The sequence below is a fragment of the Mycolicibacterium pallens genome (assembly GCF_019456675.1).
Classification (GTDB): Bacteria; Actinomycetota; Actinomycetes; order Mycobacteriales; family Mycobacteriaceae; genus Mycobacterium; species Mycobacterium crocinum.
The window spans coordinates 1499446-1513870 of record NZ_CP080333.1; the positions used below are offsets into that span (position 1 = coordinate 1499446).

A 14425-nucleotide genomic window follows, 5' to 3' on the forward strand; every position below is an offset into this window, starting at 1 on the left:
GCGACATGGCGGCCTCACGCACTCGCTCGGTGCTGGCCTGGCACGTTCACGGATCCTGGATGGAGTCGTTCGTCTCGGGCCATCATCGGTATTTGCTGCCACTGAGCCGTGATTGCGGGCCGGCGTTCATCCGGACCGACATCTCGGTCTTCCACATTGCCACGTTCAATCGGTCCATATGGCGCAATGGTTGCGCTTCATCAACTATTATCGACCGCGGCAGCGCCGGTCTCGGACCGCTGCGGTCCTTCGCGCTGGCCCACCTCGGCTTGGATCGATTCCTCCCCCAAAGGGATGGTGTCACCCAATCAGTCTGTGCCTGAGGTTCTTTAAGGAGGGACGACGATGAAGATCGCGCTTGTCTCTGAACATGCAAGCCCGCTGGCAGACCTACGCGGGGTGGATGCAGGCGGGCAGAACGTCCACGTTGCCGAGTTGGCGGCCGCCATGGCGCGCCGAGGTCACGACGTCACCGTCTACACCCGCCGCGATGACCCGGATATTCCTGAGCGAGTGCAGACCGAGCGCGGCTATACCGTGGTGCACGTTCCCGCCGGCCCGGCGAAGCGGCTTCCCAGGGGCGAATTATTTGAGCACATGAGCGATTTCGCGCAATACCTCGATACGCAATGGGAAGGGGAGCGCCCAGACGTGGCGCACGCACACTTCTGGATGTCCGGCGTTGCCACCCAACTGGCCGCCCGCGCGCAGTCGGTACCCACAGTCCAGACGTTCCACGCGCTGCAGCAGATCGAGCGTCGCTACATGGGAGCCCAGGACACCAATCCGGCTGCGCGACTTCAGCTGGAAAGGCTCGTCGCCACGCACGCCACCTGGGTCGCCGCGACGTGTACCGACGAGCTCTTCGAATTGGTGCAGATGGGTCGCTCGCGCACGAAGATATCGGTGGTGCCGTGCGGGGTGGACCTGGACGCGTTCTCCACCGAGGGTCCGGTCGCCGAACGTGGTGCGATCCACCGCATCGTTGCGGTGGGAAGGCTGTTGCCGCACAAGGGATTCGACACGATGATCGAGGCTCTGCCGGCCATTCCCGACGCCGAGTACGTGATCGTCGGCGGCCCGGGACACGGCCGGTTGAAGTCCGACCCCGAGCTGCGCCGGTTGCGGGCATTGGCAACGAATCTCGGAGTGGCCGACCGAGTCACGTTCGCCGGCCCGTTGCCACGTGACGACATGCCTGCGATGCTGCGTTCGGCGGACGTGGTGACCTGCACGCCGTGGTACGAGCCCGTCGGAATCGTGCCGCTCGAGGCAATGGCCTGCGGTGTACCGGTGGTGGCTTCCGCGGTGGGCAGCATGCTGGACACCGTCGTACACGACGTCACCGGGCGGCTTGTACGACCTCGTAAGCCCCGCGAATGTGCTGAGGCGGTGTCGCGTGTTCTCCGGGATTCGTTCCTGCGCCGCAGCCTTGGACTGGCGGGCAGAGATCGTGCTTGCGCCCGCTACTCGTGGGACCGCGTTGCCGCAGACACACTTCGAATCTACGACCGGCTGGTATCGGCGTACGCGATGCGCGCGCCGATACCAGCCGACCTGGGTCAGGCGACCGTGCATTCCGGATAGCTCAAGAGCGGCTCTTGGCAACCCGGCGGATCATCGTCGCGGTGGCCTTCTCGAGGATCGCCTGCGCGCGATCGGAGTTCTTCTCCTTGCGGGCCCGCTTCGCGGCGGCGGCGATCGTCGTCCCGTTCTCGTAGGCGGTGAGCACCCGCGGATCGACGTAGGAGCTGCGGGCCACGGCGGGGGTGTTGCCGAGCTCCTCGGACACCTCCTTCATCACGGCCGCCTCCACGCGCTTGCGCACCGTCTTGTTGACCGGCGGGTCGGCGTCGACGAAGGCCGCCGCGGCGAGCACCGTCCCGTGCCAGGTGCGCAGATCCTTGACGCTGTAGTCCTCGCCCAGCAGTTCCTTGAATTTGGCGTTGAGATCGTCGGAGTGGATGTCGACCCATCCGGAGTCGGTCTGACATACCAGCAACCGCCCGCTCGGGCTGCACCGGCGCAATTCGCGGACGACGGCCACCACGTCGGGATCGGAGATCGTCCAGTTCCGCTGCACCCCACTCTTGGCCGGATAGTCGAACACCACCGCGCCGTTGGAGACCGTCACGTGGTCGCAGAGCAGTGTCGCGATCCCGTAGGAGTTGTTCTCCTCGGCGTAGGCCTCACCGCCGGCGCGGAAGTAGCCCCTATCAAGCAGATGTAGCGCCAGCGCCAATACCCGGTCCCTGGTGAGGCCGTGGCCGTTGAGATCCTCGGCGATCCGGGAGCGCCACTCGGGCAGGCCCGACGACATCTGCAGCACCCGGTCGAACTTCTCCTCGCTGCGCTCGTCCTGCCACTTCTGGTGATAGAGGTATTGGCGCCGGCCGGCCGCATCGGTGCCGACGGCCTGGATGTGTCCGTTCGGGTGTGGTGAGATCCACACCTTGCGCCAGGCCGGCGGGATCACAAGGTCCTTGATCCGCTGCACCGTCTTCTCGTCGGTGAGTAATTCACCGTCAGCGGTGTAGTAAGAGAAGCCCTTGCCCCGGCGGACACGACGAAGGCCCGGTCCGTTCACCGAGCTGCGCCGAAGTCTCATCGATCACCGAACAAGAATTTGCGCGAAGCAGGTTTGAACTCATGGGTCGGGCGGGTACGAGGGTGCCACCATGACGACGACTTCCTGGGTTGTGCTGCGCACGCTTCCGGCCTCATGCGCACCGGTTACCCGGCCAACCCGGTCACCACACGACCGTGGTTAGCACACCTGTGGACTGGAGTAGTGTCGGGTCGACATTGCCAGGAGGCCAGATGACGGATGGCGAAAGCCAAGGCGGCGCGCACCAACGAGGGGACAGCGCCGTCGAACTGAGGGTTGCTGCCAGGTTGGAGAACCTGGCCGTACTGCGCACCGTGGTCGGCGCGGTCGGCACGTTCGAAGACTTGGATTTCGACGCCGTCGCGGACTTGCGGCTGGCGGTCGACGAGGCCTGCACCCGCCTGATCCGCTCGGCGTCGCCGGAAGCGACGCTGGTCGTCGTCGTCGATGCGCACGACGACGTGGTCGTGGTCGAGGCGTCGACGACGTGCGACACCTACGACGTGGTCACCCCCGGCAGTTTCAGCTGGCACGTGCTGAGCTCGCTGACCGACGATGTGCAGACATTCCACAACGGTCACGAGTCCAGTAGCGACGGGCAGGTATTCGGCATCACTCTGACCACGAGGCGGGCGGGCTCCGGGCAGTGAATTCCCGAGCTACGGATAGTTCGCCCAAACGGACGAACTCGGAGTACGCCGACGTCCCGGATATGTTCCGGGAGCTGGCGAAACTGGATGCCGACTCGCCGCAGTTCCAGCGACAGCGCGACCGCATCGTCGAACGGTGCCTGCCGCTGGCCGATCACATCGCTCGCCGTTTCGACGGTCGCGGCGAACCGCGCGACGATCTGGTGCAGGTGGCCCGCGTCGGATTGGTCAACGCGGTCATCCGCTACGACGTCGAGACCGGTTCGGACTTCGTCTCGTTCGCGGTGCCGACGATCATGGGTGAGGTCCGGCGACACTTCCGCGACAACAGCTGGTCGGTCAAGGTCCCGCGTCGGCTCAAGGAATTGCACCTGCGCCTTGGTGCAGCGACCTCGGAGCTGTCACAGCGGCTGGGACGCGCGCCGACCGCCTCCGAACTCGCCGTCGAGCTCGGCATGGAGCGCGAAGAGGTCATCGAGGGTCTGGTCGCGGGCAGTTCGTACAACACCCTGTCGATCGACAGTGGTGGCAGCGGCAGCGACGAAGACGCGCCGGCGATCATGGACACCCTGGGTGATGTCGACTTGAGCCTGGATCAGATCGAGAACCGCGAGGCGTTGCGCCCGCTGCTGGCCGCACTGCCAGAGCGGGAACGCACCGTCCTACTGCTGCGGTTCTTCGAGTCGCTCACCCAGACTCAGATCGCCGAGCGCGTCGGCATCTCACAGATGCACGTGTCGCGGCTGCTCGCGAAGTCGCTAACTCGGCTCCGGGACCAGCTGCAGTAGCCGGCGGGGTTCGCCGTCGAGCATCTCGATGGCTTCCCGGACCGAGTCGGCGACCGGCAGGGTGTGGTCCGGATCGCAGACCCGCAGCAGCCGCGCCACCGCGTCGCCGGTCACCATCACCCATCGTGCCGACGCATTGGCGCAGCGGACGTTGATGGTGTGCAGCGCCGAGAATCCGGCGGTTCCGAAGAACGCGAGCGGGCTGAGGTCCAGGACCAGATGGCTGCCGGTGCCGGCGCACTCGTCGACATGATCGGCGAACGCGACGGCGTTGGACGCGTCGAGCTCGCCCTGGACCGTGATGATCCCGACGGTGTCGTCGGGCCAAATAGTAGTGAAGCGAGCGGTGTGGCAATCGACAGAATGCGACACAGCCGAACGCTCTGGCTGATCTGTACTGGTGACAGACATAGTGACTCCATCAGTGAACGAGTATTCGTACTGTGGATCACGTCAGAGTGGGTAGGCCCGTATGGTGCAGGGAGCTCGCGCGCCTCGCACGTCTTTGACGTATTTCCGGGCGGCTGTTAACTCAACCTGGCTTGAACTGTACGCCAATTATCCGACCCGTGGACAGCAATGGCGGCGGGTTCTCATAAACCTCAGAGTGCAGGGACGCGGCCTGGTCATGGACGTGTCAAATTTGTCGCGAAAAGTGTTGATTGCGTTGAGATCTCGCAGGCGTGCCCGGCGGATGCGCGTTTGCTGAAACTCGATCACCGGGTGGCCGCTCGGGGGTGGCTCAGGGTCGCGAGTTCCATCGGTACACACTGTGTGCATGTCGAAGTCCTCTGTGCCGGCCGGCGTGCTGTTGGCCGCCGGGGCGGGCACTCGCTACGGCATGCCGAAAATTCTTGCCGCCCAGGGTGCTTGGCTGCGATCCGCGGTGGCGGCCCTGGCCGGCGGGGGTTGTGCCGACGTGGTGGTGGTGCTGGGCGCTGCAATCGTCGACGTCCCGGCACCGGCGCGCGCGGTGATCGCCGATGACTGGCGGCAGGGCATGGGAATTTCCCTGCACACCGGACTGGCGGCTATTTCGCATGCTGACTACGCGGTGATCCTCACCGTCGACACCCCCGACATCGGCGCCGACGTCGTCGCTCGGGTGCTCGCGGCGGCGCGCTCGTCGCAGTCCGGAATCGCTCGCGCCACCTACGACGGGCGGCCCGGCCATCCGGTCGTGATCGCCCGCGCCCACTGGCCTGCCCTCGATGAGTCCCTTCACGGCGACGAGGGGGCGCGGCGGTTCCTGGCGGCCCGTACCGACGTGGTGGCCGTCGACTGCGCGGATCTGGCCACCGGCCGCGACGTCGATACCGCTACACCGTCAGATTGAGCGCGGCCGCGGCGAAGCGGCGCACCGCGGTCGCGGCCACCGAGGCCGCCTCGTCCTGACCGGGTCTTGCTCGTGTCGACAGGGTCGCCGTGCGCGGATCGACGGTGACCTCGGCCAGCAGCTCACCGGTCGTCGGTTCGCACACCGCCCACGAGTAGCCGGTTTCGGCGGCCCACTGCTCGAGTCGCTTGGTCACATACTCCGGGTCCGTTTCGCCGAGGTCGGCCAGCGCGGGCCGGTCATCGATCCGCTCGTCGGCGCGCAGAGCGCGCAAATACCAAGTGCCGGCATTGATTTCGACGGGATCCATATCAGCGACGTCCGTAGAGCAGCATGCCGAGCACCGGCAGCGCCAACCAGGCCAGCCAGCCGTGCGGCACCAGGATGGTGAACCCGAGCGCGACCAGTGGGATGAGCGCCATCACGATCGCACGCCAGTCGCGGGCACGAACGAGGTCCGGCGTGCGGTCCCCGCCGGGCTTGGCAGGCAGGTCGGCGAAGATCGGCGCGAGGTCGGCGCGGGTCACCGCGGCGGCGACCGCGGCGCTGCGTTCGGAGAACTCATCCGGGTTCAGCCGGCCCTCGGAGAACTGCCGACTGAGCAATGCGTGCGCCTCTTCCCGTTCGGCGGTGCCGATCCGGACCCCCTCGTCTTCACTCACACGATCCATCATGCTGGATGGCGTGCGAATCACCGTGTTTGGCGCCACCGGGCAGATCGGCCGACAGGTCGTCGAGTTACTCACCGGGGAGGGGCACGACGTGGTGGCGGCATCGCGCCAGTCCGGCGTCGACGTGTTGACTTCAGACGGTGTCGCCGACGCGGTGCGCGACGCCCACGTCCTCGTCGACGTGCTCAACTCGCCGTCCTACGAGGACGAGCCGGTGCTCGAGTTCTTCGGCACCGCCACCCGCACCCTCGTGTCGGCCGCCCGCACCGCCGGCGTCGGGCATTACGTCGCGCTGTCGATCGTCGGGGTTACCCGGCTACCCACGAGCGGCTATATGCGGGCCAAGGTGGCGCAGGAGACGTTGATCGAGGCGTCCGGGCTGCCGTACACGATCGTGCGGGCCACCCAGTTCATCGAGTTCGCCGACATGATCGTGGCCAGCCTGACCGACGGTGACGTAGTGCGGGTGCCCGACGCACGTATCCAGCCGATCGCAGCCAGCGAGGTCGCCGCCCACGTGGCTCGCGCCGCCGTGGGCTCACCGGTCGGCATCGTCGAACTCGGCGGCCCCGACACGATCAGTTTCGCCGAGCTGGCCGAGATCGTGCTGGCCCGTCGCGGTGAACAGCGCACCGTCGTCGTCGATCCGGACGCGACCTACTTCGGCGCCCGGGTCGACGACACCAGTCTGGTCACCGGTGCGGGTGCCGTACTGGGGACGATCCGGTTCACCAACTCGTGATCGACTGGCCGAGGCGAGCACAGTGCTGCGATGGCACAATAGGTCTATCGATCTCCTCATCTGCGCACTCATCGGCTTCGGGCTGTTGTCGGCTGTGGGTGCGCTCTTCGACGGCAGTCGGTGGCGTCTGCCACTGATCGCCCTCGGGCTCGGAATGGCGCTCGTGGGGCTTTCGATCGGGGTGCACACCCACGGCTGGGTGACTGCTTTGGATGGCCGGACAGCGTCGTGGATCGACTACCACGCGCGGCAATCACCCAGGCTGTTCGCCGCAGCGACTGCGGTTGCTCATCTCGGTAACCCGGCGGCCGTCGCACTCGCAGGACTGGTCAGCGCGGGGTTATTGTCGGCGCGCTACCGGTCCCTGGTTCCGGGCGTGGTCGTGGTGGGGAGCGTCGGCACCGCCGTGTTCGCCAAGGACGTCATGAAGGTCGTGGTCGAGCGGCCGGTGAGCCAAGCCGAGATTGCCCTCGCAGCGCCGGGGCTCAGTGGAGCGCCGCATCCATTTCCCTCCGGACACGTCGCGGGCACAGCCGCGTTGCTTGGCATCGTCGCGTTCGGCATCGGTGCTCGAAGCGGTCTGGCCGTGCGCGCTTTTCTCGCCGGCTGTGCCCTCGCGGGGGCGAGCGTCGTCGCGCTCAGCCGGCTTGTTCTCGACGCGCACTGGCTCACCGACGTGATCGGGGGAGCATTGCTCGCCGGCGTCGTGGTTGCCCTAGGTGCCGCCGTGCTCAGCGGCACCGCTCGGACTCGGCTTCGAACCCATGAGGGGCTGATCCCCCGACAACAGTCCGTGGATCAGAGCCGACGTCTGCACACGTAGGACCTCGGCTTATTTGATCTCCGCCAGCACGGTGCCCTGGGTGATCGCGGCACCCGGCTCGACGGCCAGGCCGGTGATGACACCGTCCTTGTGCGCGGTCACCGGGTTCTCCATCTTCATCGCCTCGAGCACCACGACCAGATCGCCTGCGGCCACGGTCTGACCTTCTTCGACGGCGACCTTCACCACGGTGCCCTGCATCGGCGCGGTCACCGCGTCACCCGAGGCGGCAGCACCGGCCTGCGAGCCACGCTTGCGTGCCTTCGGCTTCTTGCGGATCGCACCGGACTCGGCGTGACCGCCGCCATTGCCCAACGCCAGGTCTCCGGGCAGCGAGACCTCGACCCGACGGCCGCCGACCTCCACGACCACCTTCTGGCGCTGCTGGGGCTCTTCTTCGTCGACCTGACCACCGCCGGTGAACGGCTCGATGGTGTTGTCCCACTCGGTCTCGATCCAGCGGGTGTGCACCGAGAAGCTGTCACCGTCACCGATGAAGGCCGGGTCGCTGACCACGGCGCGGTGGAACGGGATGACCGTCGCCAGGCCTTCGACGTGGAACTCGTCGAGCGCGCGGCGGGAGCGGGCCAGCGCCTCCTCACGGGTGGCGCCGTACACGATCAGCTTGGACAGCATCGAGTCGAACTGACCGCCGATCACCGAGCCGGCCTCCACGCCGGAGTCCAGCCGGACACCGGGGCCGGTGGGGATGTCGTAGCGGGTGACCGGGCCCGGCGCGGGCAGGAAGCCACGGCCGGCATCCTCGCCGTTGATCCGGAACTCGATCGCGTGACCGCGGGGAGTCGGGTCCTCGGTGATGTCGAGCTTCTCGCCGTTGGCGATCTTGAACTGCTGCAGCACCAGGTCGATGCCGGCGGTCTCCTCGGTGACCGGGTGTTCCACCTGCAGGCGGGTGTTGACCTCGAGGAAGGAGATCAGCCCGTCCTGGCCGACCAGGTACTCGACGGTTCCCGCGCCGTAGTAGCCGGCCTCCTTGCAGATGCGCTTGGCCGACTCGTGGATCTCCTTGCGCTGTGCGTCGGTCAGGAAGGGCGCGGGCGCTTCTTCCACCAGCTTCTGGAAGCGGCGCTGCAGCGAGCAGTCGCGGGTGCCGGCGACCACCACGTTGCCGTGGGTGTCGGCGATGACCTGAGCCTCGACGTGGCGCGGCTTGTCCAGGTAGCGCTCGACGAAGCACTCACCGCGGCCGAACGCCGCGATCGCCTCACGGGTGGCCGACTCGAACAGCTCGGGGATCTCTTCGATCGTGCGGGCGACCTTCATGCCGCGGCCGCCGCCACCGAACGCGGCCTTGATCGCCACCGGCACGCCGTACTCCTTGGCGAAGGCCACCACCTCGTCGGCGTCTTTGACCGGGTCGGGGGTGCCGGGCACCAGCGGCGCCTGGGCGCGCGCGGCGATGTGGCGGGCGGTGACCTTGTCACCGAGGTCGCGGATGGACTGCGGGCTGGGCCCGATCCAGATCAATCCGGCGTCCAGGACGGCCTGGGCGAAGTCGGCGTTCTCACTCAGGAAGCCGTAGCCGGGATGGATGGCGTTGGCGCCGGACTTGGCCGCAGCGTCGAGCAGCTTCTCGAACACGAGGTACGACTCCGCCGAGGTCTGCCCGCCGAGGGCGAACGCCTCGTCAGCGAGCCGGACGTGCGGTGCGTCGGCGTCGGGTTCGGCGTAGACCGCCACGCTGGCCAGTCCTGCATCCCGGGCCGCCCGGATCACCCGGACCGCGATTTCACCGCGGTTGGCGACGAGGACTTTGGAGATGGTCTGACTGGGCACCGCGCCTCCTGCTTTGCGTGACTCTAAGAACGTTCTTTAAAAATAGGTTCGCACGGCAGTGTAAGCGCCGCTGCTTAGACAGGAATCAGCTGGTACCCCTACTAATGAGTAAGTTCAGGTTCCGGCGAGCAGCCGAATCGGGTCTGTACGGATGGCCTCCGCGGCTTCCCGCAGTAAACGGGGGTCGTGCACGGTGTCGTGATACGACAGCGTGACCGCGCGTTCGCGGCCGACGGTGGAACTGAAGGCCGAAATATCCGACGGATCCCACGGCTGCAGTCCGGCGTGCAGCGACGGCGGGCGCTCCGTCGACCACGGCAGTTTCTCAAACGGGACAAGCCGGCCGAGGCCTGAGTTCTGACCGGCCGGCCGCAGTGCCGCGGTGACACTGGACGCCGCCGCGGCGGTCAGTGCCAGCAACGGCAGGCCCGCCTCGAGGTCGGCTCGGACGTCGGCATCGATCGCGCGGACATCCCGGCCCGCCGGCACGTGGACGCGCAGCCCGGAGATGAAGTTCTCGTTGACCCGGTCGTCCGGGCGTAGGTAGCGGCGGCCGTCGACGATCACCCGCGCGGTGTCGGACAGCGGCACCCCGGCGTTGCGCAGCGCGGTGTGGACGATGGGGAGTCAGGTGACCGCCCGGTGCCGAGCCTTGGTGACCGCGCTGCGAATTCGGCGTGGGCTGGCGACGAACGTGTGAAACAGGGCCCGCAGCACCGGGTTTGGCGGGTCCAGGTCATGCAACCAGCTCGAACCGCTTCGCTGGATCACGTCGAAATCGTTGCGATGCAATCGAATAGAAGTGGGCGTCGCCGAGCCCGTGATCGACTCGAAGGCCATGTGCCGGTCAGAGAGATAGACGTCCACCGGTCCGCGCGGGGCGGTGCGCTGGTTGATGTACTCCAGGACCCCACGGGATCCACGGGCGGCGACATCGGCGGGCAGCTCGTATACCGTCGGCGACGAGTCGGCGCTTCCCGTCCACCAGCTCGCGCGGCGGAACGACGACGCCCTCGAGGCAGCCCACGTACCGGGTGCCCGCCATGAACCGATCGAGGCCATGAGAGTTGCTGCGCCGAAGCACTGGTTGACCTCCGCTAGGCCGCGTCCCGCAGACGTCGCTTGATCCTGGCCAGCATCGCCGACATGCCGCGCAGCCGCAGCGGACTGATCAGCGCTGCCAGACCCAGCTCCGAGTAGAAGTCGTCGGGCACCGCCAGGATGTCCGCCTTCGGCTGGCCGTCGAGTCCGGCCGCCAGGATCGAGGCGAAACCCCGGGTGGTCGGCGCCTCGGCGGGTGCGCTGAAGAACAGCCGCACGTGCTCGGCATCGGAGGCGTCGACATGCAGGAACAGCGGCGACTGGCATTCGGGCACCGGTTCCATCGCCGCCTCCTCGAGGTCGGCGGGCAGCTCTGGGAGGTCGTCGGCGAACTCCAGCAGCAGCTTGAGCTTGTCCTGGCCCTGCACGTCGGCGAAGTCGGACACGACCTCGGCGAGCGCACTGGGCATGCTCATGCTCATGCGGATTCCGGTACGGATCCTGGTTTGTCGCCGGCCACGATCGGCACCCGAACGGTGTTGCCCCACTCGGTCCACGACCCGTCGTAGTTCCGGACGCCAGGGATGCCCAACAGGTAGGTGAGAACGAACCAGGTGTGGCTGGAGCGCTCCCCGATGCGGCAGTAGGCGATGATGTCGTCGCCGGGCTCGACGAAGGAGTAGACCTCTTCGAGTTCGGGTCGGCTGCGGAACCGGCCGCTGTCGTCGGCGGCCTTGGCCCACGGCACCGACACCGCGGTGGGGATGTGGCCGCCGCGCAGCGCACCCTCCTCCGGATAGTCCGGCATATGGGTGCGTTCGCCGGTGTACTCCTGCGGCGAGCGCACGTCGATCAGCGTCGAATGCCCTAGGGAGGCAAGCACATCGTCCTTGTAGGCCCGGATCGCGGCGTCGTTGCGCTCGACCACCGGGTAGCCGGAACCCGACTTGGTCGGCACGTCGAGGGTGGTGTCGCGGCCGTCGGAGATCCACAGGTCGCGCCCGCCGTTGAGCAGCCGGACGTCCTGGTGGCCGAAAAGGGTGAACACCCACAGCGCGTAGGCGGCCCACCAATTGCTCTTGTCGCCGTAGATGACGACGGTGTCGTCGCGGGAGATGCCTTTGCGGTTCATCAACTCGGCGAACTGCGCACCGCTGACGTAGTCGCGCACCTGCTGGTCGTTGAGGTCGGTGTGCCAATCGATCTTGACCGCACCAGGGATGTGGCCGATGTCGTAGAGCAACACGTCTTCGTCGGACTCCACGATGGCCAGCCCGGGCGTGCCGAGGTGCGCCGACAGCCAGTCGGCGGTGACCAAGCGCTCCGGATGGGCGTAGTCCTTCAGGGTGGGGCTGGGATCTGCGGGAAGCGGCACGACGACGAGCCTACCGCTGATCAGCGGACCGGATTAGCCGCCCACAGGTCGCCGATCGCCAGGCCGACGTCGGCGAGCAAGCGACGCGTCACCGACAGGCCCAGGCCCACCACGTTGGACGGGTCGCCGTCGATGCCGTCGATGAACCAGCCGCCCAGCCCGTCGAGGGTGAACGCACCGGCAACCTGCAGCGGCTCACCACTCGCCACGTAGGCCGCCAAGTCGCTGGGCGTGGGGGAGGCGAACCGCACCCGGGTGACCACCGCCTGCGTCGCAGTGTGGACGGCCGCGCTGTGCAGCACCCGGATCACGCAGTGCCCGGTGTAGAGCGCCCCGACCCGCCCCGCCATCGAATCCCATTGCAGCGCAGCCTGTTCAGCGGTTCCGGGCTTGCCGCGGAGCTCGCCGTCGAGGTAGAGCATCGAATCACAGCCGATCACAACGCAATCCGCGGCCAGGTCAGGTTCCAGGATTTGACGGACGGCCTCGGCCTTGGCATGAGCCAGGGCGGTGACCACGACACCAGGTTCGGCATCTGAGCCGAGGTTAGCGACGATGGCGTCCTCGTCGACACCCGAGACGACGACCACCGGATCGATGCCGGCGTGGCGCAGGACGCGCAGTCGGCCGGACGAGGCCGAACCCAAGACCACTCGTGTGGTCATCGGCGCATGTGGGTCCGCTCCAAAAGGGTTACGCGATGCCAGCTGTGGATCGAGTAGCGCAGCTTGTCGACCGGGTGGCCCCACAGGTTGAGCTCCTGCGGACCGGGACCGGCATTGCCGCCGCTGGCCGCGGCCAGCACGGTGACCAGAGCGGCGATGTCCTCGTCGCTCGGATTGCCCTTCTCAATGCGAATTTCGGGCTGCAGCGGTTCCGGGTTGTCGAGCGTGATGTCCCGCGGATCGCTGAGTTCGGTGATGTCTTCGTGCTTGGTCACAGTGGAATGTTCCCGTGCTTCTTCGGCGGCACCTGAGCGATCTTGCGCTCCAGCAGCCGCAGGGCGGTCGAGATGTACCCGCGGGTGTGCGACGGCGGGATCACCGCGTCGACGTAGCCACGCTCGGCGGCGATGTACGGGTTCACCAGGGTGTCCTCGTAGGTCTGCTGCAACTCCAGCCGCAGGGCGTCGACGTCCTTGCCCTCGGCGGCGGCTTCCTTGAGGTCCTTGCGGTAGACGAAGCCGACCGCGCCCGAGGCGCCCATGACCGCGATCTGGGCGGTCGGCCACGCGACGTTGACGTCGCAGCCCATGTCCTTGGAGCCCATGACGCAGTAGGCGCCGCCGTAGGCCTTGCGGGTGATGACGGTGATCTTGGCGACGGTGGCCTCGCCGTAGGCGTAGAGCAGCTTGGCGCCGCGCCGGATGATGCCGTTGTATTCCTGCTCGGTGCCCGGCAGGAAGCCCGGCACGTCGACCAGCATCACGATCGGGATGTTGAAGCAGTCGCAGGTGCGGACGAACCGGGCGGCCTTCTCGGAGGCGTTGATGTCCAGGCAGCCGGCGAACTGGGTGGGCTGGTTGGCCACGATGCCGACCGGGCGCCCGTCGACGCGGCCGAAGCCGACGACGATGTTCTGGGCGTAACCCGCTTGGATCTCCAGGAATTCGTCGTCGTCGAGGATGCGGGTGATGACCTCGTGCATGTCGTAGGGCTGGTTCGGCGAATCCGGGATCAGCGTGTCGAGTTCGAGGTCTTCGTCGGTGAGGTTGTCCTCGATGGCGCCCGGGTGCGGCGGCGCCGGGTAACGCGGCGGCTCGGCGTAGTTGTTGGGCGGCAGGTAGCTCAGCAGGTCACGGACGTAATCCAGGGCATCCTGCTCACCTGAGGCGACGTAGTGCACGGTGCCGGACTTGGCCATGTGGGTGTGGGCGCCGCCCAGCTCCTCCATGGTCACGTCCTCGCCGGTGACGGTCTTGATGACGTCGGGGCCGGTGATGAACATCTGGCTGGTCTGGTCGACCATGATGACGAAGTCGGTCAGCGCCGGGGAGTAGACGTGGCCGCCGGCCGCGGCGCCCATGATCAGCGAGATCTGCGGGATCACGCCGGAGGCCTTGATGTTGTTGTGGAAGATCCGGCTGTAGAGGCCGAGGGAGACCACACCCTCCTGGATGCGGGCCCCTGCGCCGTCATTGATGCCGATCAGCGGGCGGCCGGTCTTGATGGCCAGCTCCTGGACCTTGACGATCTTTTCGCCGTAGACCTCGCCGAGGCTGCCGCCGAACACCGTGGCGTCCTGGCTGAAGATGCAGACCTCGCGGCCGTCGATGAGGCCGTAGCCGGTCACCACACCGTCGCCGACCGGACGGTTCTCCTGCAGCCCGAAGTTCGTGCTGCGGTGCCGGGCCAGCGCGTCGAGCTCGACGAACGAGCCCTCGTCGAGCAGCGCCAGGATGCGTTCCCGAGCGGTGAGCTTGCCCTTGGCGTGGACCTTCTCCACAGCCGTTTCGCCGACCGGGTGCAGCGACTCCTCGGCGCGCTGACGCAGATCGGCCAGCTTGCCTGCGGTGGTGTGGATGTCGATCGTGTGCCCGGCGGCCGGTTCCTTGACGCTCGTCATGGGTGACGATGGTATCGGCAACCTTAAGG

General features: G+C 67.1%; 18 protein-coding genes. 6 read left to right on the top strand and 12 right to left on the bottom strand.

The features are described from left to right. Nucleotides 1–345 precede the first annotated feature (345 nt). On the top strand, nt 346–1587 hold the full coding sequence (locus tag K0O64_RS07265) for a glycosyltransferase (RefSeq protein WP_071947114.1): 1242 nt from the start codon (nt 346–348) through the stop codon (nt 1585–1587). Between the two features lies 1 nt (nt 1588). On the opposite strand, the gene K0O64_RS07270 is transcribed toward K0O64_RS07265, so the two are convergent. Beyond that, nucleotides 1589–2608, bottom strand: a complete 1020-nt coding sequence (locus tag K0O64_RS07270; protein WP_071947113.1) for a DNA topoisomerase IB — start codon at nt 2606–2608, stop codon at nt 1589–1591. A 212-nt stretch (nt 2609–2820) separates the two neighbouring features. On the opposite strand from K0O64_RS07270, the gene K0O64_RS07275 reads away from it, so the two are divergent. Next, the gene (locus tag K0O64_RS07275) at nt 2821–3258 is read left to right on the top strand and encodes an ATP-binding protein (protein ID WP_071947112.1); all 438 of its coding nucleotides are present in this window, start codon (nt 2821–2823) and stop codon (nt 3256–3258) included. Nucleotides 3259–3320: 62 nt separating this feature from the next. After that, on the top strand, nt 3321–4046 hold the full coding sequence (locus K0O64_RS07280; protein ID WP_230986029.1) for an RNA polymerase sigma factor SigF: 726 nt from the start codon (nt 3321–3323) through the stop codon (nt 4044–4046). Here K0O64_RS07280 and K0O64_RS07285 read toward each other — a convergent pair. Further along, a complete protein-coding gene (locus K0O64_RS07285) occupies nt 4017–4418 on the bottom strand; it encodes an STAS domain-containing protein (protein ID WP_225933648.1) in 402 nt (133 codons plus the stop codon). The two genes, K0O64_RS07280 and K0O64_RS07285, sit on opposite strands and share 30 nt — an antisense overlap. A 406-nt stretch (nt 4419–4824) precedes the next feature. On the opposite strand from K0O64_RS07285, the gene K0O64_RS07290 reads away from it, so the two are divergent. After that, complete coding sequence (locus K0O64_RS07290; RefSeq protein WP_096310562.1) at nt 4825–5382, top strand: nucleotidyltransferase family protein; 558 nt, start codon at nt 4825–4827, stop codon at nt 5380–5382. On the opposite strand, the gene K0O64_RS07295 is transcribed toward K0O64_RS07290, so the two are convergent. Further along, on the bottom strand, nt 5366–5692 hold the full coding sequence (locus K0O64_RS07295; protein ID WP_071947108.1) for a hypothetical protein: 327 nt from the start codon (nt 5690–5692) through the stop codon (nt 5366–5368). The two genes, K0O64_RS07290 and K0O64_RS07295, sit on opposite strands and share 17 nt — an antisense overlap. 1 nt (nt 5693) lies before the next feature. After that, nucleotides 5694–6053 carry a DUF1707 SHOCT-like domain-containing protein gene (locus K0O64_RS07300; RefSeq protein ID WP_225933649.1) on the bottom strand — a complete coding sequence of 120 codons (360 nt, stop codon included), beginning with the start codon at nt 6051–6053 and terminating at the stop codon, nt 5694–5696. Nucleotides 6054–6066: 13 nt separating this feature from the next. On the opposite strand from K0O64_RS07300, the gene K0O64_RS07305 reads away from it, so the two are divergent. Together K0O64_RS07305 and K0O64_RS07310 are read left to right on the top strand one after the other, a co-directional pair. Continuing rightward, nucleotides 6067–6795 (top strand): SDR family oxidoreductase, encoded by a 729-nt coding sequence (locus K0O64_RS07305; protein ID WP_164520034.1) that lies wholly within the window; start codon nt 6067–6069, stop codon nt 6793–6795. A gap of 22 nt (nt 6796–6817) precedes the next feature. Continuing rightward, nucleotides 6818–7618: a phosphatase PAP2 family protein gene (locus K0O64_RS07310; protein WP_096310566.1), complete on the top strand. Its 801-nt coding sequence runs from the start codon at nt 6818–6820 to the stop codon at nt 7616–7618. A 9-nt stretch (nt 7619–7627) separates the two neighbouring features. Here the strand turns inward: K0O64_RS07310 and K0O64_RS07315 are convergent, their stop codons facing one another. The 8 genes from K0O64_RS07315 to K0O64_RS07350 form a co-directional block, all read right to left on the bottom strand. Continuing rightward, a complete protein-coding gene (locus K0O64_RS07315) occupies nt 7628–9415 on the bottom strand; it encodes an acetyl/propionyl/methylcrotonyl-CoA carboxylase subunit alpha (protein WP_071947106.1) in 1788 nt (595 codons plus the stop codon). A gap of 114 nt (nt 9416–9529) precedes the next feature. Continuing rightward, nucleotides 9530–10006, bottom strand: a complete 477-nt coding sequence (locus tag K0O64_RS07320; protein WP_096310567.1) for a hypothetical protein — start codon at nt 10004–10006, stop codon at nt 9530–9532. A gap of 36 nt (nt 10007–10042) precedes the next feature. Continuing rightward, entirely contained in the window at nt 10043–10477 is a 435-nt protein-coding gene (locus K0O64_RS07325) for a hypothetical protein (protein ID WP_096310568.1), read from the bottom strand. A 35-nt stretch (nt 10478–10512) separates the two neighbouring features. Continuing rightward, the gene (locus K0O64_RS07330) at nt 10513–10932 is read right to left on the bottom strand and encodes a SufE family protein (protein WP_071947104.1); all 420 of its coding nucleotides are present in this window, start codon (nt 10930–10932) and stop codon (nt 10513–10515) included. Nucleotides 10933–10934: 2 nt separating this feature from the next. After that, nucleotides 10935–11831 (bottom strand): sulfurtransferase, encoded by an 897-nt coding sequence (locus K0O64_RS07335; RefSeq protein WP_071947103.1) that lies wholly within the window; start codon nt 11829–11831, stop codon nt 10935–10937. A gap of 20 nt (nt 11832–11851) precedes the next feature. Beyond that, complete coding sequence (locus K0O64_RS07340; RefSeq protein WP_071947102.1) at nt 11852–12496, bottom strand: Maf family protein; 645 nt, start codon at nt 12494–12496, stop codon at nt 11852–11854. After that, entirely contained in the window at nt 12493–12771 is a 279-nt protein-coding gene (locus K0O64_RS07345) for an acyl-CoA carboxylase epsilon subunit (RefSeq protein ID WP_071947101.1), read from the bottom strand. Before K0O64_RS07345 ends, K0O64_RS07340 begins: the two co-directional genes overlap by 4 nt. Then, complete coding sequence (locus K0O64_RS07350; RefSeq protein WP_071947100.1) at nt 12768–14396, bottom strand: acyl-CoA carboxylase subunit beta; 1629 nt, start codon at nt 14394–14396, stop codon at nt 12768–12770. The genes K0O64_RS07345 and K0O64_RS07350 overlap by 4 nt, the downstream gene beginning before the upstream one ends. Nucleotides 14397–14425: the final 29 nt, after the last annotated feature.

Bases quoted from the DNA above. Each gene is read 5' to 3' on its own strand.
- K0O64_RS07265 (WP_071947114.1), top strand. From the start codon at position 346: ATGAAGATCGCGCTTGTCTCTGAACATGCAAGCCCGCTGGCAGACCTA.
- K0O64_RS07270 (WP_071947113.1), bottom strand. From the start codon at position 2,608: ATGAGACTTCGGCGCAGCTCGGTGAACGGACCGGGCCTTCGTCGTGTC.
- K0O64_RS07275 (WP_071947112.1), top strand. From the start codon at position 2,821: ATGACGGATGGCGAAAGCCAAGGCGGCGCGCACCAACGAGGGGACAGC.
- K0O64_RS07280 (WP_230986029.1), top strand. From the start codon at position 3,321: ATGTTCCGGGAGCTGGCGAAACTGGATGCCGACTCGCCGCAGTTCCAG.
- K0O64_RS07290 (WP_096310562.1), top strand. From the start codon at position 4,825: ATGTCGAAGTCCTCTGTGCCGGCCGGCGTGCTGTTGGCCGCCGGGGCG.
- K0O64_RS07295 (WP_071947108.1), bottom strand. From the start codon at position 5,692: ATGGATCCCGTCGAAATCAATGCCGGCACTTGGTATTTGCGCGCTCTG.
- K0O64_RS07300 (WP_225933649.1), bottom strand. From the start codon at position 6,053: ATGGATCGTGTGAGTGAAGACGAGGGGGTCCGGATCGGCACCGCCGAA.
- K0O64_RS07325 (WP_096310568.1), bottom strand. From the start codon at position 10,477: ATGGCCTCGATCGGTTCATGGCGGGCACCCGGTACGTGGGCTGCCTCG.
- K0O64_RS07330 (WP_071947104.1), bottom strand. From the start codon at position 10,932: ATGAGCATGCCCAGTGCGCTCGCCGAGGTCGTGTCCGACTTCGCCGAC.
- K0O64_RS07340 (WP_071947102.1), bottom strand. From the start codon at position 12,496: ATGACCACACGAGTGGTCTTGGGTTCGGCCTCGTCCGGCCGACTGCGC.
- K0O64_RS07350 (WP_071947100.1), bottom strand. From the start codon at position 14,396: ATGACGAGCGTCAAGGAACCGGCCGCCGGGCACACGATCGACATCCAC.